The organism is Streptomyces uncialis (assembly GCF_001905345.1).
GTDB lineage: Bacteria > Actinomycetota > Actinomycetes > Streptomycetales > Streptomycetaceae > Streptomyces > Streptomyces uncialis.
Window position 1 is genome coordinate 324,966 of record NZ_LFBV01000007.1, and the last position, 19,828, is coordinate 344,793.

At 72.0% G+C, this 19,828-nt stretch carries 20 protein-coding genes; 9 read left to right on the forward strand and 11 right to left on the reverse strand.

Annotated elements, in window-relative coordinates:
• Nucleotides 1-276: 276 nt before the first annotated feature.
• The 3 genes from AB852_RS25960 to AB852_RS25970 are packed head-to-tail and all read right to left on the reverse strand — an operon-like array spanning nt 277 to nt 1,436.
• A complete protein-coding gene (locus tag AB852_RS25960) occupies nt 277-660 on the reverse strand; it encodes a VOC family protein (protein ID WP_073792614.1) in 384 nt (127 codons plus the stop codon).
• Nucleotides 647-1,015 (reverse strand): ArsR/SmtB family transcription factor, encoded by a 369-nt coding sequence (locus tag AB852_RS25965; RefSeq protein WP_073792615.1) that lies wholly within the window; start codon nt 1,013-1,015, stop codon nt 647-649. Before AB852_RS25965 ends, AB852_RS25960 begins: the two co-directional genes overlap by 14 nt.
• Nucleotides 1,002-1,436 carry an SRPBCC domain-containing protein gene (locus tag AB852_RS25970; RefSeq protein ID WP_073792616.1) on the reverse strand — a complete coding sequence of 145 codons (435 nt, stop codon included), beginning with the start codon at nt 1,434-1,436 and terminating at the stop codon, nt 1,002-1,004. Before AB852_RS25970 ends, AB852_RS25965 begins: the two co-directional genes overlap by 14 nt.
• A 160-nt stretch (nt 1,437-1,596) precedes the next feature.
• Between AB852_RS25970 and AB852_RS25975 the strand changes: the two genes are divergently transcribed.
• Together AB852_RS25975 and AB852_RS25980 are read left to right on the forward strand one after the other, a co-directional pair.
• The gene (locus tag AB852_RS25975) at nt 1,597-1,875 is read left to right on the forward strand and encodes a hypothetical protein (protein ID WP_073792617.1); all 279 of its coding nucleotides are present in this window, start codon (nt 1,597-1,599) and stop codon (nt 1,873-1,875) included.
• 281 nt (nt 1,876-2,156) lie between these two features.
• Entirely contained in the window at nt 2,157-2,801 is a 645-nt protein-coding gene (locus AB852_RS25980) for a dihydrofolate reductase family protein (RefSeq protein WP_073792618.1), read from the forward strand.
• A 258-nt stretch (nt 2,802-3,059) separates the two neighbouring features.
• Here AB852_RS25980 and AB852_RS25985 read toward each other — a convergent pair whose 3' ends face one another.
• From AB852_RS25985 to AB852_RS25995, 3 genes are read right to left on the reverse strand one after another with little or no spacing between them, the layout of a single operon-like run.
• Nucleotides 3,060-3,818: an ABC transporter permease subunit gene (locus AB852_RS25985; protein WP_073792619.1), complete on the reverse strand. Its 759-nt coding sequence runs from the start codon at nt 3,816-3,818 to the stop codon at nt 3,060-3,062.
• Nucleotides 3,815-5,347: an ABC transporter permease subunit gene (locus AB852_RS25990; protein ID WP_245876920.1), complete on the reverse strand. Its 1,533-nt coding sequence runs from the start codon at nt 5,345-5,347 to the stop codon at nt 3,815-3,817. Before AB852_RS25990 ends, AB852_RS25985 begins: the two co-directional genes overlap by 4 nt.
• A complete protein-coding gene (locus AB852_RS25995; protein ID WP_073792620.1) occupies nt 5,344-6,279 on the reverse strand; it encodes an ATP-binding cassette domain-containing protein in 936 nt (311 codons plus the stop codon). The genes AB852_RS25990 and AB852_RS25995 overlap by 4 nt, the downstream gene beginning before the upstream one ends.
• Nucleotides 6,280-6,451: 172 nt before the next feature.
• On the opposite strand from AB852_RS25995, the gene AB852_RS26000 reads away from it, so the two are divergent.
• The 3 genes from AB852_RS26000 (at nt 6,452) to AB852_RS26010 (ending at nt 9,063) form a co-directional block, all read left to right on the forward strand.
• Nucleotides 6,452-7,114 carry a response regulator transcription factor gene (locus AB852_RS26000; protein ID WP_073792621.1) on the forward strand — a complete coding sequence of 221 codons (663 nt, stop codon included), beginning with the start codon at nt 6,452-6,454 and terminating at the stop codon, nt 7,112-7,114.
• Nucleotides 7,111-8,262 carry a sensor histidine kinase gene (locus AB852_RS26005; RefSeq protein WP_073792622.1) on the forward strand — a complete coding sequence of 384 codons (1,152 nt, stop codon included), beginning with the start codon at nt 7,111-7,113 and terminating at the stop codon, nt 8,260-8,262. The genes AB852_RS26000 and AB852_RS26005 overlap by 4 nt, the downstream gene beginning before the upstream one ends.
• A gap of 174 nt (nt 8,263-8,436) precedes the next feature.
• On the forward strand, nt 8,437-9,063 hold the full coding sequence (locus AB852_RS26010; RefSeq protein ID WP_073792623.1) for a maleylpyruvate isomerase family mycothiol-dependent enzyme: 627 nt from the start codon (nt 8,437-8,439) through the stop codon (nt 9,061-9,063).
• Nucleotides 9,064-9,168: 105 nt separating this feature from the next.
• Here the strand turns inward: AB852_RS26010 and AB852_RS26015 are convergent, their stop codons facing one another.
• Together AB852_RS26015 and AB852_RS26020 are read right to left on the reverse strand one after the other, a co-directional pair.
• Nucleotides 9,169-10,014: a PaaX family transcriptional regulator C-terminal domain-containing protein gene (locus AB852_RS26015; protein WP_073792731.1), complete on the reverse strand. Its 846-nt coding sequence runs from the start codon at nt 10,012-10,014 to the stop codon at nt 9,169-9,171.
• A 35-nt stretch (nt 10,015-10,049) separates the two neighbouring features.
• A complete protein-coding gene (locus tag AB852_RS26020) occupies nt 10,050-10,685 on the reverse strand; it encodes a GNAT family N-acetyltransferase (RefSeq protein ID WP_073792624.1) in 636 nt (211 codons plus the stop codon).
• Between the two features lie 113 nt (nt 10,686-10,798).
• Between AB852_RS26020 and AB852_RS26025 the strand changes: the two genes are divergently transcribed.
• From AB852_RS26025 to AB852_RS26035, 3 genes are all read left to right on the forward strand, one after another.
• Entirely contained in the window at nt 10,799-11,863 is a 1,065-nt protein-coding gene (locus AB852_RS26025) for an alpha/beta hydrolase family protein (protein ID WP_073792625.1), read from the forward strand.
• 264 nt (nt 11,864-12,127) lie between these two features.
• Complete coding sequence (locus tag AB852_RS26030) at nt 12,128-12,712, forward strand: TetR/AcrR family transcriptional regulator (RefSeq protein ID WP_073792626.1); 585 nt, start codon at nt 12,128-12,130, stop codon at nt 12,710-12,712.
• 3 nt (nt 12,713-12,715) lie between these two features.
• Nucleotides 12,716-13,564, forward strand: coding sequence for an SDR family NAD(P)-dependent oxidoreductase (locus tag AB852_RS26035; protein WP_073792627.1), 849 nt, complete (start codon nt 12,716-12,718; stop codon nt 13,562-13,564).
• 177 nt (nt 13,565-13,741) lie between these two features.
• Here AB852_RS26035 and AB852_RS26040 read toward each other — a convergent pair whose 3' ends face one another.
• Nucleotides 13,742-15,247 (reverse strand): metallophosphoesterase family protein, encoded by a 1,506-nt coding sequence (locus AB852_RS26040; protein WP_073792628.1) that lies wholly within the window; start codon nt 15,245-15,247, stop codon nt 13,742-13,744.
• Nucleotides 15,248-15,499: 252 nt separating this feature from the next.
• On the opposite strand from AB852_RS26040, the gene AB852_RS26045 reads away from it, so the two are divergent.
• Nucleotides 15,500-16,939, forward strand: coding sequence for a polysaccharide lyase 6 family protein (locus tag AB852_RS26045; RefSeq protein WP_073792629.1), 1,440 nt, complete (start codon nt 15,500-15,502; stop codon nt 16,937-16,939).
• Between the two features lie 173 nt (nt 16,940-17,112).
• Here AB852_RS26045 and AB852_RS26050 read toward each other — a convergent pair whose 3' ends face one another.
• Nucleotides 17,113-18,192, reverse strand: coding sequence for a lactonase family protein (locus AB852_RS26050; RefSeq protein ID WP_245876921.1), 1,080 nt, complete (start codon nt 18,190-18,192; stop codon nt 17,113-17,115).
• Nucleotides 18,193-18,432: 240 nt separating this feature from the next.
• Nucleotides 18,433-19,803: an MFS transporter gene (locus tag AB852_RS26055; protein WP_245876922.1), complete on the reverse strand. Its 1,371-nt coding sequence runs from the start codon at nt 19,801-19,803 to the stop codon at nt 18,433-18,435.
• Nucleotides 19,804-19,828: the final 25 nt, after the last annotated feature.

Below are 19,828 nucleotides of genomic sequence, written 5' to 3' on the forward strand. Positions count from 1 at the left end.
GTCCCCTGTGGGGAGAGCTGTCCGTAAGACGTCAGTCGGCCGCGGTCTTCAAGCCGGACGGTGTACGGCACGGAGTACCGGCGCGCCGCGCGGTCACCGCTCGTACCTGCGGAGTCCTGCCGACGCGCCGACCGGGGGACAGGCCACGGTCGGCGCGAACACATGGCACCCGGAGCCGATATCGCGCTGGAACAGCGGCGTCAGCGGCGGACAGCCGGTCTTCCCACGGACGTCACCCGGGTCCTGGCGCGTGCGGGCGGCAGGTGCCGTCAGGGGTCAGCGGGCCTCCGCGAGCAGATGGACGACACCGGCCGGGTTCTTGACCCAGTGGGTTCGGGAGCCGGTGTTCACCAGGGGTTCCACCTCGTCGCACGGATGGACACCCGCCTCGGCCAGCTTGCGCGTCGCCGCGTCCAGGTCATCGGTGTGGAGCTGAAGCCACAGGTCGGGATGGCTGTAGTTGTCGACCCGGTCGAGCCACAGCGTGGTGGGGCCGAACCGTACCGAGTGCGTCCGTGCGACGGTCGGTGCCTCGGGCGCGTCGTGCTCCTCGACCTCGAAACCCAGGGTGTCGCGGTAGAACGCCACGGTGGCGTCGTACTGCGCCTTGGGGATCTTCATGGCGATGTTCAGACCGGCGGTGAACTCAGGTGTGCCCATGGTCGCGTGACTCCTTCGTGTCGGTGGTGTCCAGCGCGTTCTCCAGCGCGCTCAGCCGGTCGTCCCAGTTGCCGGCGAGCATCGCCAGCCATCTCTGCGCCGCCCGCACCGGTGCGGGCTCCAGCTGGTAGGGATGGCGTCGGCCGACCCGTTCGCCCGAGCTGATCAGACCCGCTTCGGCGAGCTGACCGAGGTGCTTGGCCACGGCTTGGCGGCTGATCGGCAACCGCCGTGCCAGATCGGTGACGGTCGCCGGTCCCGCGCGGCCGAGCTCGTCCAGCAGGGCCCGTCGCGTCGGATCCGTCAGCGCCGCGAACACCGCGACGGCCTGTGCCTCCGCATCAGCCGGCCGCATCGAGGTAGGCCCCCAGCTCGGCGAGCTCCGAGTTCCACCCATGGCTGTTGGCCTGGTGGGCGGCCCGGGCCGCGTCGTCGGAGACCTGGGCGAACCCGCTCTCCACGAGACGCAGTCTGGTGCCCTCGGGCACCGGCGCCAGGGTGAACTCCACGAGCGTCCGTGACGCGTCGTCCTCCGGCAGGAACATGATCCCCCACCGGAAGGCGAACCGGTGCGGAGGCTCGACGACCGCGACCGTGGCGACGGACTCCTGTCCGAGGTCGTCCCAGCGGAAGTACGCCCGCCCGCCGGGCCTCAAGTCGATCTCCGCCACCGAGCCGAACCACCGGGAGAGCCCTTCGGCGGTCGTCAGCGCGGCCCAGACCCGTTCCACGGGATGCCGCAGCACCATTTCGCGCTCGATCCTGTCCCTCACCATGATCCGCTCCCTTCGCAACCTTTGCGTTGCCACACAATGGCAACGTAAAGGTTGCGACAGTAGCGCGCAAGTCGAGCGCCGGTATGCCCCGGCACTTCCCGCCCCCGGTGGCCCCGGTGTCGCCGTCGCGTTGTCAGTGGTGGGTGGCAGCCTGGAGCGTATGAACGGCGATGACGAGCAGCTGCTGAACGGCCGGGTGTACGGCCGCGACCATGACGACCCCCGTCAAGGGCCGCAGCCGGGACGGACCTACGTCGAACTGACCGGCGGCCCCCTCGACGGGCTGTTCCTGGATGTCACGGGCTGGACGCGGGACGAGACCAGCGCGGGCGCCGTACTGGCCACGGAGCTGGGCCGGTTCGGCCCGGGTGGCCGGGCGCTGTACGACCCCCGGCCCGGCGACCCGGGCCGCTTCGACTGGACCGCCGACAGCCCCTGAACGATGTCCGGCCGACGCCCTGTCCCGGCCGCGCGCCAGGCCCTGTCCCGGTCGTGGCAGGCAGGCAGGCAGGTAGGCCGGCGGACCGGTTCGTGCGGCGGTCGTCGGGCGGCGGTCGTCGTCGCCCACCTGAGCACGCAGAAGAAACGGCGCCACGGGGCACGTCCGCTCCACGCGAACCTGGTAGGTCGGGACGCGGGGGAGCCGAGATTCGGAAGCTGCGATGAGTTTCCGGCCCTGGGGAGTCCTACCACCGTTGTTGTCCACCACAGGAGGAACGCATGGCTCAGCTGCTGAGGGTCCAGAACTTCAATGTCTCGCTCGACGGGATCGGTGCCGGTGAGGACCAGACCCTGGAGAGGCCGTTCGGGCATGTCGACCCCGAGAGGATGTTCGCCTGGGCCGGTGCCACGGCGAGCTGGCCCATGCGTACCGAACCCGGGGGGAGCCGGGGCCTGGACGACTACTTCACCCGGGACTACGGCCGCGACATCGGCGCCGAGATCATGGGCCGCAACAAGTTCGGCCCCCAGCGCGGACCCTGGGAGAATCACGAGTGGCAGGGCTGGTGGGGTGACGAGCCGCCGTTCCGCACCCCGGTGTTCGTCATGACCCACCACAAGCGTCCTTCGTTCACCCTGTCCGACACCACGTTCCACTTCACCGACGGCGACCCGGCCACCGTCCTGGAGCAGGCCCGGCAGGCGGCGGAGGGCAAGGACGTGCGACTCGGCGGCGGTGCCACCACCATCCGGCAGTTCCTCGACGCCGACCTGGTCGACACCCTGCATGTGGTGGTCTCACCGGTGAAGCTCGGGTCCGGGGTACGGCTCTGGGAGTCCCCCGACGAACTGCTCGACCGGTTCCACCTGGAGGCCGTTCCCAGCCCGAACGGGGTGACCCACCACCTGTTCTGGAGGAAGTGACCGCCCCGCGGGACCGGCTCCGGCCTCCCTGGGCCGCCATGAGACGAACCGTCGAGTCGTGTGCCCCGGGCGGACGTGCGGACATGTGCGGGGCCGGGGCCGTACCGCCGGTCACCGCGGCGGAGAGACCCGGAGCGGGGGCGAGCCGCCGCCCCCCCCGGGGGAGTGCGGGTGTCGGCGGCCGGCGGACCGGCTGCCCGAGTCGGACACCGCCGACGCCCGCAGCCACGAGGGGAACCGGCCACGCGGGGGCACCGGCTACGCGTCACGTACGCGCAGCAGCAGGCCGCCGGTCACCAAGGCGGCGGCGGCCCACCCGGCGGTGACGCCCAGACCGGCCCAGGGACTCAGGGGCAGGCTGCCGAGATCGGTGGTGGCCTGGATGGCGAGCCCGGCGCTCGTCGGGCTGATCTGCTGGAGCAGCCGCTGCCAGTACGGGTCGCCGATCGTCTGCGAGACGATCGGGACGATGTACAGCAGGCCGAGAACGACGCCGACGCTGGTGGCGGAGTCCCGCACCGCGGTCGCGACACCGAGGCTCAGAAGGCCGATCAGGACGAGGTAGAGGACCGTCCCGAGGACCGCGCGCAGCGTCGGCCCGTCGGACAGGGACAGTGCCCGGTCCCCGACGTCCGGCAGGAGAAGGCGCCCGGCGAGCACCGACCCGAGGACGGCGGCCGTCCCGCCGACGGACACGACACCGGTGAGGACCACGGCCTTGGCCGCGAGGACGGTCGCTCGCCTCGGCACCGCCGTCAGGGTGGTGCCGATCATGCCCGATCCGTACTCGCCGCTGATGACCAGCACGGCCAGGACGGCGACCAGCGCCTGGCCGAGGTGAACCCCCATGAGACCGACCCTGACCGTGTCGCCGCCGCAACCGTCGGCCGTGCAGTCGACCACGGAGATCGCCCCTGCGCCCAGGGCCGTCGTCGCCACGACGGTACCGATCAGCAGCCACAGCGGGCCGGGGACGGTCCGCGTCTTCGTCCATTCCGCGTGCAGGGCCGGCCTCACGCGTCCCTCCGGCGGAGCAGGACGGCGGCCACGACCAGGCCCGCCACCGCGTAGCCGGCCGGCACGGCCAACCCGGCCCAGGGCGCGAGCGGATAGTAGCCGTGATACGGCGTGTAATGACTCGCGACGTGCTCGTACCGCACCAGTGTCTGCTGGACGGCGAAGCCCGCCGCCGGAGTCACCCTGGCCAGCTGGTCCGCCACCCCCGCGGGCATGAACGGGACGGCGGTCAGGAGGTAGGGCACCACGATGACGACGACGGCGGTGGTGACCGCGGCGGCGCTGTGCCGCAGGACGGCGCCGAGGGCGAGCGCGAGGACCGAGGCGGCCGCGAGCAGCGCCGCGGTCCCGAACGCCACACGTATGCCGGTCGAGGACGCCACCGGGAAGAGGTACACGCCGTTGGCCCGGGCCAGCCGCTCCCCGAGCGGAACCGCGAGGAGCGCTCCCGCCAGTCCGGCGACGAAGGTGACACCTCCCAGCACGACCGCCTTGGCCACCAGCACCCGGGAACGCCTCGGGTCGGCCGCCAGGGTGAGGTGGATCATGTGGGTCCGGTACTCCGAGGTGATGAACAGCGCCCCCACGACGATCACCGCGATCAGCGCGCCGAACGTGCCCGTGAGGATGTCCCGGAGTGTGCCGCCGGTCGGCAGGGACTCGCGGACGGCGGGCGCGATGTCGCCCGCGCCGGTCACCGTGATCCGGCCGCCGGACCGGGTGAACGACCCCGACCCGTCGTCCGGATATCCGGCGAAGGTGGGTGATCCGGCTCCCAGTTGCTCACCGCTCCACCCACCACCGGTGGTCCGCTCCCCCCGGAGCCGGAGGTCCGTGAACACGGCCGTCGACACACTGCCCGTCGTACCCAGTCCCTCGACGGCGGGCGGGGAGGCGACGAAGAGCCCCACCCGCACGGTCGATCCGAGCCCGCTCACCCGCGCGGTACCCACCTCGGTCCAGTGCCTGCCGTCGCTGGAGGCGTAGCCGGTGACCTCGGTGCCCGAGCGGTCCAGCCGCAGCCATCGGGGGGACCCGGCGGAGACCGGCCCGGGGGGCCCGGCCGTGTCGTTGACGTAGTCGTCCTGCATCCGCACGCCGTGCTTGCCGGTGACCATCACCGCCGCGTAGGACGACCCCTGACGGGTGCTCTCCTTGACGATCAGCCCGGCCTTCGCCCACGGCACCACGCCGGGCCGCAGATCCCCGGGCCCCTTGGGCACATTGCTCCTGAGCGCGGAGACGGCGACGGTGACACTGCCGTCCCCGGTCAGCGGCTTGTGCACGAGGAAATAGCTGTCGGTCACCGGTTCCCCGCCCGGTCCGACCGGGACGGGCGGCGCGCCCTTCTGATCGCTGCTCGCCCCGGCGAGCAGGGCGACCAGCACCATCAGCAGCGCCGCCACCCCCATACCGGTCACCCAGCTCCTGACGGTGCGGAACTTCGTCCACTCCGCGCGCAGCAACGGCAGGAATCCGCCCCGCCCGCTCCTTCGGCCGGCCGCGCGGGGACTCGTCGTCGCGGTCACCGTGCGCCCTCCGGCCGGGCGGCGGCGCGGAACTCGACCGCGTCGCGCATGAGCTCCAGATAGGCCTCTTCGAGGGTCGCCCGATGCGCCGACACCTCGGAGAACGGCACCGCGGCCCGATTCAGCAGCGTCACGACGAGGTCCGGGGCGAGACCGGAGACGGTGACCGTGCCGTGCCCGTCGGCCGCCACGGTGGCCCCCGCCCCGGCGAGCACCCGCATCGTGTCCCGCGGGGCGGAGGTGCGCACGGCGACCCGGCTCCCGGACGCCGCCCCGATGAGGTCGGCCACACCGGTGTCGGCGATGACCTTGCCGCGCCCGACCGCGACCAACTGGTCGGCGGTGCCCTGCAACTCGCCCATCAGATGGCTGGACACCAGGACGGAGCGCCCTTGGGCGGCCAGCGCGCGCAGGAAGCCGCGCATCCAGATGATGCCGTCGGGGTCCATGCCGTTGAACGGTTCGTCGAGCATGACGACCGGCGGGTCCCCGAGCAGGGCCGCGGCGATCCCGAGCCGCTGGCGCATGCCGAGCGAGTAGCCCCCGGCCGCGCGCCGGGCCACCGAGGTCAGGCCGACCTGTTCGATCGTCCCGTCCACCCGCCGCGCGGCCAGTCCCTGCGAATGCGCCAGCCAGAGCAGGTGGTCACGGGCACTCCGCCCGGGGTGCGGCGCCGCCGCGTCGAGCAGCGAACCGATGTGGCGGAACGGAAAGCGAAGGTCGCGGTACGGCTTCCCCGCGACGAGCGCGGTGCCCTCGGCGACCGCGTCGAGACCCAGGATCACCCGCATCGTGGTGGACTTCCCGGCGCCGTTCGGCCCCACGAAGCCGGTCACCACACCCGGACGGACCGCGAAGGACATACCGTCGAGGGCCAGGGTGGCCCCGTAGCGCTTGCGCAGCCCGGCGACGACGATCCCTGGGGCGCTCATCGCGGCGACCTCGGAAGAGGAAATGGATTCATGCCGACGGTTGTACGCGGCACGAGGTTCCGGGCCGGTCGCGGCCGCCGCGACCGGGCTGAGACCTGGGGTCTGGCATCGTTGACGGCATGACACCCCGACCCGGCCGCCCCGTCCGCGCGACGACCGGCGGTGAACGGCGGTGAGGGTCCTCGTCGTCGAGGACTTCGAGGTCCTCGCCCGCTCGATCGGAACCGGACTGCGGCGCGAGGGCATGGCGGTCGATGTCGTCCTGGACGGGACCGCCGCCCTCGACCGACTGGCCGTCACCCGCTACGAGGTGGTCGTCCTCGACCGCGACCTGCCCGGCGTCCACGGGGACGAGATATGCCGACGGCTCGCCGCCGGCCGCTCCGACCCCCGGGTGCTGATGCTGACCGCGGCCGACACGATCGAGGACCGCGTCGACGGGCTCGGTCTCGGCGCGGACGACTACCTGCCCAAGCCCTTCGCCTTCGCCGAACTGGTCGCCCGCGTACGGGCCCTGGCCCGCCGGGCCAACCCGCCGCTTCCGCCCACCCTCTCCTGCGGGGACATCACCCTGGACCCGGCCCGCAGGGCGGCGTTCCGCGCCGGCCGGCGTCTGGAGCTCAGCCCGAAGGAGTTCGCGCTCCTGGAATGCCTGCTGGGCTCACCCGGCCTGGTCCTGCCCACCGAGGAACTGCTGGAACGGGTCTGGGACGAAGCGGCCGACCCCTTCACCTCCGCGGTCAAGCACACGATGCACCGGCTGCGGGCCAAACTCGGCGACCCGCCGGTGATCCGGACCATCCGCGAAGGCGGCTACCGGATCGGACCGGCATGACCGGCCCCCGGCCCCTGCCCGGACGGTCCTTGCGGACCCGGCTCGCCCTCTTCTACGCCGCGGGCGTCTTCCTCGCCGGGGTCGTGGTCCTCGCCGTCGTCACCCTGCCCCTGGTCGGCATCCAGTCGACCGTTCCCGCCCACCGCCCAGGGCCCAGCACGATCACCGGAACCGGGCACGGCATCGGACCGCACCAGCTCCTCACCGGCTCCGCCGTCGCCCTCGCCGTCCTCGTCCCCGTCGCCCTCGTCACCGGCTGGTTCGTCGCCGGCCGCTTCCTCGCCCCGCTGCGGGCCATCACCGCCACCGCCCGGGCCATCTCCGCCGGAAACCTCCACCAGCGACTCGGCCTCGGTGAACCCGCCGACGAACTGACCGAACTGGGCGGCATCCTCGACGACCTCTTCGCCCGCCTCCAAGCCTCCTTCGACGCCCACCGGCACTTCGTCGCCAACGCCTCCCACGAGCTGCGCACCCCGCTCGCCGGTCTGCGTACCCTCCTCGAAGTGGCCCTCGCCGACCCGGACGCCGACGCCGGGACCCTGCGCTCGGCCTGCGAGGACGCCCTCGCCCTCGGCGGACACCAGGAGCGGCTCGTCCAAGCGCTGCTCGCCCTGGCGACCAGCGAGCGCGGAGTCACCCGCCGCGACACCCTCGACCTCGCCCACATCGCCCGACGGGTGCTCACCTCCCGCCTCGACCGGGCGACGGAGAAGGGCATCGATCTCGCCGAAGACCTGACGCCCGCGGTGACGACCGGGGACCCGCGACTGGTCGAGAGCCTTGTCGCCAACCTCGTCGAGAACGCGATCCGCCACAACCACCCGGACGGGCATGTGCGGATCACCACCCGGACCTCCGGCACCGGGGCGGCCCTGACGATCACCAACAGCGGGCCCGTCGTCCCCGGCGACCAGCTGGAGCGTCTTTTCCAGCCCTTCCAGAGGCTGGTGCCCGACCGCGACAGCCGCCACGACGGCTACGGCCTCGGCCTCGCCATCGTCAACGCCGTCACCCGGGCCCACCACGCCACCCTCACCACCAGCGCACCCCCCGAAGGCGGCCTCGCCATCACCGTACGGTTCGCACACCCGCCCCACCCGCACTCCCCGCACCAGCGGGAGGAACACGCGGAGCTCACGCCCTGAACGCATCTTCAGGCCGGGGCGGGGCGGCGGCCTGGACGCACACCTGCGGCAGCCGGGAGGAGCCGGGGCGCGGGGATGCCGCATTGTTTTTGAACCCGGGTGGCCGTGAAGCGGTGAGTTCCGGCCGGGACATCGGTCCTCACTACGGCACTGTGGCCGAGTGAAGGAGCGAACATGACGAATGCAGTCTGGACGATGGTGCACACGGAGCGCGCGGCGCTGATCCAGGACCTCGCGGGCCTCGATGACGCACAGTGGGAGGTGCCGTCCTTGTGCGCGGGGTGGACCGTGCACGATGTCGTCGCCCATCTGATCGACACGGCCAGGACCACGCGTCTGGGTTTCGTGGCCGGGATGGTCCGGGCGCGCTTCGACTTCGACCTCCAGAACGCACGCGGTGTGGAGCGCGAGCGGGGTACGTCGGCGCGGGAGACGCTGGAGCGGCTTCGCCAGGTCGCTCCGCGGACATCGACGCCTCCGGCACCTCTCGACAGCCGGCTTGTCGAGGAGGTCGTCCACGGCGAGGACATCCGCCGGCCGCTGGGGCTGGTGCGCTCGTATCCGCGGGACGCCGTGGAGAGATCGCTCCGTCTGCAATTGCGCACCTCGGCGTCGTTCGGCGGAGCCAAGGAACTCCTGGACCGCGTCCACCTGACGGCGACCGACACCGACCTGTCGCTGGGAAACGGCCCGGAGGTCACCGGAACCGCGCTCTCCCTGCTGCTGGCCGTCTCAGGCCGAAAGGCCGCCCTGGCCGACCTCGACGGACCGGGGGTCCCCGAACTGGCGGCGGCCCGATGAAACCCGCACCGATGGCGCCTCCGCCCGCCCCTGTGACTGTCAGCCCGCCCGCAAGGGCCGTCGCGGTGCCTGCGCCCCACAGGCATGATCCGCGCCGTTCCGTCGTCAGCCCGAGGCCCGGTCCGCCGCTTCTCGGGTGATGTCGGCGTAGCGGTGGAAGAGGGCCGGGCGGGTCTCACCCTGGTCGCGTGCGTACAGGGCCGCCCAGCACCGGGCGACGAGTTCCCTGGCCTGGGTGCCGGGCCAGGGCCGGGGCAGGAGTTCGGGCGGCAGCAGCGGGTCGGGCTCCATCGCGCGGGTGAGTTCGGCGGCCAGCTCCACAGCGATGGTGAGCAGTGCGGACGGGGAGAGTTCGGCGGGGCCGGTGAGCCGGGCGAGGCGCGGCCGGGCGATCCGGCCGAGAAGGTGGTAACGGTCGGCGATCTCCTGGAGGGGCCACAGCCGACCGGCGAGTTCGGCGGGCCTCCGGGCGTCGCCCCTGCGCAGGTCCGTCGTGGTGAGCAGGGTGAGTGCGCCGTGGGCGCCGAGGCGGTGAGCGGCTTCCTCGACGTACGGTTCCCAGGCGTTGGCGCAGACGTACAGCCCGCCCTGGAGCGGGGCGCCACCGAGATGGACGAGCGTCTCGCGTAGGGAGTCCCGGGCGGTGCGCGCCGATTCGGGCACCGCGAAGGCGGCCAGGTGCCAGACACCGTCCCAGGGCGCGAGCCCGGCGTCCTGCTGGAACGCGTGCCGCAGGAAGTCCGCGTTGGGGGCGAGATCACGCCTGGTGTCCGTGCTCGCGTACAGCTCCGCCTTGCGGCCTCGGCCGTGGTGGGTGAAGCGGCCTTCGGCCACGAGGCGTTTCACGCACAGCCGTACTTGCTGGTCGCTCATGCCCAGGGTGTTGGCGACGGTGTACAGCTCGTCCGCGCCGACGGTGCCGTCCTCGCGGATCAGCGCGTGGACGAGCATACGGGTGGGCACCTCGACGCGGTCGGTCTCGTCGCTCACAGTTCTCCCACCTCTGGTGTTCCGACCGGGCGGCGCATGGTGGTCACCGCGCCGAATCCGAGCAGCCTACGCAGGTAGGGCGTGCGTGCGGTCCGCAGGGCCGTGAAGCCGCGCCGCTCGTACAGGGCCCTGGCGCGCGGGTTGGTGTCGATCACATCCAGTCTGATCTCCCGGCACTCCCGCTCCGCCGCGACGGCGACCACCTCCTCGATGAGCAGGCTCCCGATGCCGCGACCGCGCATGTCCTGGTCCACGGCGATGCCGTCCATGACGAGTTGACCGGGGGCCGGGCGGCGTTCGAACAGGGCGAGGACCAGGAGTCGGCGCAGTCCTCGCAGATGCCCGTAGGCCCGCAGCACCGCGCGGGCTGATACCCCGGCGCGGGCCTGCCCGCCGTGCTGGTAGCCGGCGAGGCCGACGAGCTGCCCGTCGACGAGTGCGCAGACCGTGCGATGGGTGCTCAGGTGCCCGGCGAGCAGGGGCACCGCCTTGCTCGCCGGGTTCAGGGCGGGGCCGAGCTTGCGGCCGAAGGCGCCCCAGTACAGCTCGGCCGCCCGCCGCTCCGCTCCCGCCGGAATGCCCCGCCGCACCGTCACCGGTCCGGCCCCCGGGCCTGTCGCGTCCAGTTCCATGCCATGCCCTTCCGCCCTGTACACGTGACTCAAATCTATCAGATGCGCTACGATCGTCTTCATGGTGATAGTTTCTCGGCACCTGGTGAAACCCGAACAGAGGTGGTCGTCCCATGAGTGCGAAGAGCCGGCCCCGACGGCGCGGACTCCGTATCGCCTCGTGGTCGCTCGTCATGGTCCTGGTCGTGGCCACCGGTCTCGTCGGTGTGGTGCTGTGGCAGCACTCCTACGACATGGGCGAGCGGCGGGTCACGATCCGCCACAACGGCCACACCCTCCACGGCGTACTGACCCTCCCCAAGGACGGCCGCGAGCGCCACGGCCTGGTCGTGTACGTCCATGGCGACGGCCCCACCGACGCCACCCACGACGACGGCTACAAGCCCATGTGGGAGGCGAACGCCAAGGCCGGGTACGCGTCCCTGTCCTGGAACAAGCCCGGCGTCGAGGGCGCACCCGGCAACTGGCTCCACCAGTCCATGGAGGACCGGGCCGACGAGGCGACCGCCGCCATCGCCTGGGCCCGCGCCCGCCCGGACATCGACGGTGACCGGATCGGGCTCTGGGGCGCCAGCCAGGCGGGCTGGGTCCTGCCGAAGATCGCCGCGAGGGCGCCGGTGACCTTCGTCATCGCCGTCTCGCCCGCGATCAACTGGCTCCGGCAAGGCCGCTACAACCTTCTCGCCGAGCTGCGCGCCGACAACGCGTCAGCGGCCCGGATCAAGGCGGAGGTGGCCAAGAGTGACACCATCCGCCGGCTGCTGGGACGCCGCGCGACCTTCGAGGAGTACGTCAGGGCGATGGGCGGCGACACGGGCGGCATGACCGCCGATCGCTGGGGCTTCATCTCCAGGAACCACACCTCGGACGTCACGCGGGACCTCCGCGCCCTGCGCGGCGTACCGGTGCTGTTGACCCTCGCGGGGCATGACATCAACGTGGACATCGCCGACACGGAACGCGGCTACCGCGAGGTGCTGGAAGCGGAGGGCGCGCTGACGGTCGAGAATTACCCGGACGCGGCGCATTCACTGCTCAAGCAGTCCGTCGAGCAGTCGGACCTCAAGATCACGCTCACCGCGCTCTTCGCCCCCCGCTCCCTCTTCGCGGACGGATTCCTCGACGGCCAGCGACAGTTCCTCGAAGAGCTCGGCAGGGTCGGCCGCACCACTCCATGACGCTCCCGCGGGCTCAGGCCACCCGGAGCGTCCGGGGTGGTGTGACGGGCCGTCGGCCGAGGTCGTACGGGTGCTCGCCCCACCGGATGGCCGCGTGCTCGCCGTCCATGCCGACCTCGCCGGTATCGGCCACGCTCTCCATCCGGTCCCGGTCCCGGTCCCGGCCCAGGCGCCGAACCGCCGGTCGGTCGCCGCGCGGTGGAACGCCGCCGTCCGAGCGCGCGGCTCTTGACAGTCGACCCGTCCGGAATGAATATTCATTCCGTGCCTCGATCTTCCGCCGATCTCGCTTCCCGGCTCCTCGACTCCGCCCTCGCGCTCTTCGCCGAACGCACCTACGAGGGCACCCAGATGCCCGCCGTGGCCGCCCACGCGCAGGTCGGGGTGGGCAGCATCTACCGCTACTTCCCCAGCAAGGAGGCCCTCGGCAATGCCGCGTTCCGGCAGGCCAAGGGCGGCCTGCTCGCCGAGCTGACCGCGGCCACCGCGCAACCCGCCGCCACACCCCGGGAAGAGTTCGCGCAGATATGGCGGGCCTTCACCCGCTTCGCCGGAGCCAACCCCGCGGCCTTCGTCTTCCTGGAGCACCAGCAGCACGACACCTTCCTCGACGCCGAGAGCCGCGTCCTGGCCGCCGAGATCGACACCTTCGCCGCGGACTTCATCGCACGAGGCCAGCGCGCGGGAGCGATCCGCGACGGAGACGCCGCCTTCCTGGTCGCGCTCGCCCTCGGCGCGTTCGGCGGCCTGCTCAAGAACATCCGCCCCCTGCCCGTCACCGAGCTGCCACCCCAAGCCCTCACCGGCGCCGAATCCGCCGTCTGGGACCTCCTCCACCGGAAGACGTGAACCATGAGCCGAACGGCCCCCGTCCTCATCACCGGCTGCTCCTCCGGCATGGGACGCCAGACCGCCCTCGCCCTGCACCGGCGGGGCCACCCCGTCTACGCGACCGCCCGCCGCCCCGACGACCTCGCGGAACTGGCCGCCGAGGGGATCACCACCCTGGCGCTGGACGTCACCGACGAGGAGTCGATGGCCACCGCGGTCACCCGGGTCGAGCACGATCACGGCGCGGTCGGCATCCTGGTCAACAACGCCGCCTACGGACTCCACCTGCCCGTCGAACTCGCCCGCCCCGAAGAGATCCGGGCCCAGTTCGAGACCAACGTCTTCGGCCTCGTCCGCCTCACCCAACTCGTCCTGCCCGCCATGCGCGCAGCCGGTACCGGACGCATCGTCAACATCTCCTCCATGGGCGGCCGGTTCTCACCCCCGGGCGGCGGCTTCTACCACTCCACCAAGCACGCGCTGGAAGCGATCAGCGACTCACTGCGCCTGGAAGTCGCACCCTTCGGCATCAAGGTCGTGATCGTCCAGCCCGGCCCCACCATCACGGACTTCGCCGACACGGCCGTCGGCACCATGCACGGCTCCACCACCGACAATCCGTACGCGACGTTCCGCTCGGAACTGGCGGACATGTACGCCAACAAGGCATTCACCCGCCGCAACGGCGCGGTATCCGTCGAAACAGCGACCAAGGCGATCGTCCGAGCCGCCGTCACCCCCCGCCCCCGCGCCCGCTACGCGATCGGAGCCATGGCCCGGACGGTGATGACCGCACGCCGGCTCCTGCCGGACGCGGCCTTCGACGCCGTACTGCGCCTCAGCTTCCCGCTCCCGACCGCCGGCCGGTAGAGCGGACGACCACCTCGTCCTCGGTCGACCGTCGATACGCTCGCAGACCGCGGTGAGTTCCGCGCGTCACCTTTCTGGGCCGCGTACTCCGACGCGAGCCGCGCGAGGGCACCGGTCGGCACCTCCAGGCAGTCACGTCCACCACGGCGCTCCACCTCTCGGCCACCGGCGGGGCGTTCAGCGCAGGGGGATGACGACCTCGTCCTCGACCGGCGGATCGAGTTCCTGGGCCAGACCGCCGGTGGCCGCATGACAGCGCAGGCGGATCGCCTCCGGGCTGACGTCCAGACGCAGGAAGGACTTGAAGAACGGTGGACTGTAGGTCGCCGAACCGGGCGGGAACACCTGGGCGTAGAAACCGCGCGTCAGCGATCGGGATCGCGCGTACTTCCTCGGGCGGTGCCCGGTCCCCAGCAGCGTGGCCACGATCCGGGCCCGCCGCGTCACCCGCACTGCTGTCCCCGGTGCGCGGACCGGGGTGACACCCAGCCGTTCGGCGACCACCGCTCCCGCCTCCGCCTCACTCAACCCGAGCAGCCGCCGCAGCCGCAGCCGCCGCCCGTACAGTCCGCTGTAGAACGCGAGGGAGTCACCGCGCAGCGGATAGCAGCGGAAATCCCGCTCGGTCAGGCCCGCGACACGCACCGGCGGGATGGTGTGGGTGGGGTGCGTGAACGCGCCGCCCCCGCCGCAGACCACGTACTGGATGGTCCGCCCGCCCACGCGCACCGGATAGCGCTGGTAGTTGTGGATGTTGCCGCCGACCGCCATGACGTACCGGTGGTCCGGGTCGCGGACGAGGTCATCGACGGTTCCGCCACCGTCGATGGGGCACGGACGGAGCTCCCCGTCCACGTACAGCGGCGAGCCGGTGACGAGGATCTTCGGGCGGGGCCCACGGGACACCTCGCGCAGCCAGGCACCCTGCTCGGCGTCGAGAGTGCCCAGCAGCCCGGTGTCGATGCCTATGATCCGGACCGTTCCGGTGTCGAGCGCCCAATAGGGCCCCGGCTGCACGACCCGCTGCCCCGGGGCGGACCGCGACCTCATCGCCTCGGTGAGCCGACGGCCGTCCGTGGGGGAGGGCCGGTGCCACAACAATGAGCGCAGCCAGGCGCGGCTGAGGGGGCGCGGGCGCGGCTCGGGGGCCGGCGGAGAAGCGTCGTCGCAGAAGACCCGCATGAACGCGCCGAGATCCTCGTACCAGTCATGGTTCCCGGGTATCGCGTAGATCGGCGCCGGATAGTCCCGGTAGGGGCGGAAGAACTTGTCGGGGTAGTCGTCGGCGCTGCCGACCGGGTAGATCACGTCGCTGGCGACGATCGCGAAGTCCGTGCCCTCACCGGCCTTCAGAAAGCCGGGCACGACGGCGTACTGGGGGTCTCCACCCTCCCCGGTGTCACCCAGCACCATGAAGGAGAACCGTTCCGCCCCGGTGCCCCGCATCACCTTGTCCTCCGGCGCTCCCGCGGCCCGGCGCTGCGCCACCCACCTGCTCCGGGTACGGGCGGTGGGGTCCCCGAACCAGCCGGCCAACACGCCGTTGCGGGCCGCCCACAGGGTCCGGGGGGCCAGCCAGAAGACCTTCCTCTTCTGCGGGAGCGGCAACAGCCTTGCGTAGAAACCCTGTTGAGCGGCATCCCACCCGGCGCCGGTCGCGCTGTCACGTGAGGACTCAGACATCGTCGCACCGTAACAACCCCCGCGTCCCCTGCCTACGGACCGATCGGTTTCGGGAACGCAGGTCCGCATACCGAACGGGCCGCACCGAGAATCCCGCTGGGGCGGTGCGAATTCATGGGAACGCCCGGGAACGGGAATCGCCCCGGCCGCCTCTTCCTCGTGGCGGCCCACGAGAGGGCCCCTGACCTGGGCCCCGACAGGTGGGCCCGGGTTCACGGGAGCCCATGAGGCTCCCCATGCACGAGAGGCATCATGCAGCGACGTACCTTCCTCACCGGCACCCTGCTCGGCACGGCCTTCGCCACCGCGCCGTTCGCGCTGACCACCACCAGCGCGTCCGCCGCCACGGTGACCGTGAGCTCCCTCGCCGACCTCCAGCGGGAGATCGACCGCGCCGCCCCCGGCGACCGGATCGTCCTGGCCGACGGCACCTACAACGTCCCCACCGGCGGCATCAGGATCTCGGGCAGGCACGGCACCGGCGCGCACATCACCATCGTCTCCCAGAGCCGGGGCGGCGCGGTGCTCCAGGGCGCCCGGAGCTTCGTCCTCAGCGACTCCACCGGCATCACCATCAGCGGCTTCGCCTTCCGGCAGACCCAGACCCTGATCATCCCGGCCGACTGCTCCGACATCCGGCTCACCCGCAACGACTTCAAGCTCGCCGACATCGCGGACGTCGACTGGGTCGTGGTGAAGGCGAACAGCGTCAAGATCGACCGCAACCACTTCCACGACCGCTCCACCCAGGGCGTGTTCCTCGTCGCCGACGGCCCCGACGCCCCCACCGACCCCGAGAAGAAGACGATGGCCAAGGGCCTCATCGTCCTGCGCAACCACTTCGCCCGCCACACCTACACCGGCACCAACGGCGGTGAGTCCATCCGGCTCGGCGTCAGCCACCGCGCACTCGACGACGCCGGGGCCGTGGTGGAGTACAACCTCTTCGAGCGGTGCGACGGTGACCCCGAGGCCATCTCGGTGAAGTCCTCCAAGAACCACATCCGCCACAACACCCTCCGCGACTGCGCCGGAGGCATCGTGCTGCGCCACGGCAACGGCACGCTCGTGCACGGCAACCACCTCGTCGGCGGAACCGAGGGCATCCGCCTCTACGGCAACGACCACAAGGTGTTCAACAACCATCTGACCGGACTGTCCGGACGCGCCTTCGTGATCGGCAGCGGCACGGCCCGCGACCACCTCCCCGGCGAGCCCCCCGCCCAGCAGCGGGGCAACGACGCCTGCGACCGCGCGCTGATCACGCACAACACCCTGGCCCGCAACGCCCGCACCCTCGTCGGCGAGAACCGTGCCCACGAGCCCCGGGACGTGGTCCTCAGCAACAACATCCTGGTGGCCGACTCGGGCACCCTGGTCGACCTGGGGCAGCACACCGGCTTCACCTGGCAGGGCAATCTGCTGTGGGGCGGGGCGGCCGACGGCACCATCCCCGCATCCGGCTTCGTCCGCACCGATCCCCGCCTTCAGCAGGGGACCGACGGGGTGTTCCGCCTCTCGTCGAGCAGCCCGGCCATCGGCGCGGCCGTACCGACGACCCCTGCCGTGACCGACGACCTCGACGGCCACCCGCGGGGCGGCAGCCGTGACATCGGCTCGGACCAGTACGCGACGGCCGCGCCGCTCCGTCGCCCGCTGACCACCGCGGACGTGGGCCCCAACGCCGCGTGAGTCCCGCGTGAACGCCGCTCCGGTACGGGTCACCGCCCGACGACCGGTACCGGAGCGGCGCCCGGAGCCCGGCCCCGATCAGGCCCGACCCCGTGGCTCGCCCCGGAGTTCCCGGCGGCGATAGCGGTGACCCCGCCGACGCCGCGAGGGCGGCGGCAGGGCCACCACGGGGCCTAACCGGCCTTCGGCTGGTGGGCTGACGGTACGACCACGAGACGCAGGTTCGGCTCGTCGTTGTGCCCGCTGATCGCGAAGAGGCGGGTTCCGTCCGGGGCCCAGGCAAGACCGCGCGGCCGCAGATAGCCCGCGTGGTAACCGGTGGCGGGGGCGAGGGACACCGTGCGGTAGGGGGAGCCGGCCCCGGACCGGTACAGGTAGACGTCCGGCGCGGGCTCGATGCTGTTCACCCCGGCCGCGACATCGCCTCGCGCGGACACCGCGACGGAGTTCGGGTACGAGGTGCTCGGATAGGTGCGCCCCTCGGCCAGGTCCGGCAGTCGGAACGAGAGATGGCGGTAGGGCGCCCCGGACGCGGTCAGCAGCGTCTTGCCGTCCGGAGTGATGGCCAGGTCGCTGAAGCTGGAACTGCCGCCGGGCTGGCGCACCGTCTTGCGCAGCACGGGACTTGTCCCGGAGACGTCGTACACCGAGAGATGGCCTGGCGTGGAGTTCTGTTCCCCGGCGACGAGAGTTCCCGGCGCGGCGGGGGAGGTGGCCAGCAGCGGCGCACCGCTGAAGTCGCCCTCGGGTATGAGTCCCAGACGCACCTTCGGGGTGGCGGTGCCGAGTGAGAGCGAGCCGATGCTCGCCTCCCACTGCTCTCCGTAGCCGAAGAACAGTGTCCGGCCGCTCAGCGCCGCGTGGAACGGCGCGCTGCCGGCGCCGGTGGCGTGGCGTGCTCGCTGCCGGGCGGTACCGGTGTCGATGACACTGATGGCGTCACCGAGGGCGAGCGGCGCGTAGAGCGTGCGGGAGTCGGCGGACAGCTCCAGGTCGCACACCCCCGGCAGGTTCTTGATCGTGCTGATCAGGCGGCCCTGGTAGTCGGCCACCAGGACACTGCCTGTCATGTAGTCGGAGATGAACACTCTCTTGTGCCGCGCGTCCACCGCCAGATCGCAGTGGTACGCGATCGGCAGTGCGGTGCCCCTGTCCGCGGGCGTGGCCTGCGTCGCGGGCGCGGCGCCGACCGACAGGCCGAGCAGGGCGGCGAGCGTCAGCAGCAGGCGGGTGCGGGGGAGTCGTCCTCGCATCGGTGTCCCTTCGGGAACGGGCAGGATCACTGGTCCGGTGCCTGCCCGTGTCACGGTCCATGGTCGCCTGGGTGTACCCCCACTTCGTCCCCGTACTCCACGCAGGTTCTCAACTCACCAGGGACCGGACGCGGATCACTTCGGGGACGAGGGGATCACGGTGCGCGAGCCGATCTGGTGCAGACCGGATTCCGGATTCGGGGACGGTGGCCCTGAGCCGACGTCGCCATACCCTCGTGGTCACACGACCCCTGGCTTGCCGCCGTCCGCGGACGCGGCTCGGCGCAGCGAGCGGATCGCCGGGATCGCGAACAGCGCGGCGCAACCTGCCAGACAGGCGCCCGCCGACACCAGCAACAGCCGCCCCGGGGACGCCAGCGCGAGGGCCGGGCCCGCCAGTATCTGGCCGAGCGCGATACCGGAGACGGAGCCCGCCAGCTCGTACGCGGAGACCCGGTTGAGCACCTTGGGCGGGGTGTGGGTCTGCACGCTGGTCGCCCACATCACCGACCAGAACGCCATGGCACCGCCGCCGAGGACGTGACCCGCCAGCAGCACCGGCAGATCGGCGCCCAGCGCCACACACAGCGGCAGCACGGTGTACAGCCCCATCGCCACCGCGCCGGCGGCCAGCGGCCGGACCGGGCGCACCCGCAGCGCCAGCAGACCGCCGAGCACCGCTCCCGCACCGAGGAACGAGACCGCCAGGCCGTAGGCGTTCGGGCCGAGCCGGGCGCCGACCAGCGCCGAGCTGAGCGGTACCAGCGGGCCGAAGACCAGTACGCCGTAGCCCACCCAGATCAGGATCACCGCCCACATCCAGGTGCGGGCGCGGAACTCCTGCCAGCCCTGACGCAGATCACGCCGCAGCGAACCGCCGGTGCGGGCGGAGCCACCGGTGTCGCCCGCGGTGTCCGTGGGCGAGCCGTTCGGGGCGAGCCGGATGAGCGCCAGGCACAGGGCGCTGAGCGCGAAGGTGGCGGCGTCGATCGCGTACACGGTACCGGCGCTGGTCAGCGCGATCAGCAGCCCCGCGAAGGCCGGGCCGAGGAGATGGGCGAGCGCGTCGGCGACCTTGAGCGTGGCGTTGGCCCGCTGCGGTTCGCGGGCGACCAGCGGAACCATCCCGTTCGCCCCCGGCAGGAACATCGCGACGGCCGCACCGGCCAGCGACGCCATGGTCACCAGCAGCCAGAACGGCGGCGGCCCCGCGAAGAACGCCACCGCCAGCACACCCTGGCTGAGCACCCGGACGAGGTCCGCGACGACCATCAGCCGACGCGCGCCGAACCGGTCGGCGAACACCCCGCCGAACAGGACCAGGAGGACGAACGTCCCGGTCCAGGTGCCAAGGACGTAGCCGACCCCGGAGATCCCGTACAGCGCGCCGACGGCGAGCGCGGCGGCCACCGGCATCATCGCGTCACCGAACATCGAGACCGTACGGGCGGCGAAGAAGAGCGTGAAGCGCCGGTCCCACAAGGGCGGACGGGCGCGCGGCCGGACGGTGGACGGATCGCTCCGGACGGTCCGGGCGTGCGGCTGAGGCCGGGGCCCCGTCCGGGGCTGAGGACGTGTGGGGGAATCGGGCTGGGGCTGCGAGGTGGTCACGGCACCGATCCTGGTTCGGACCAAT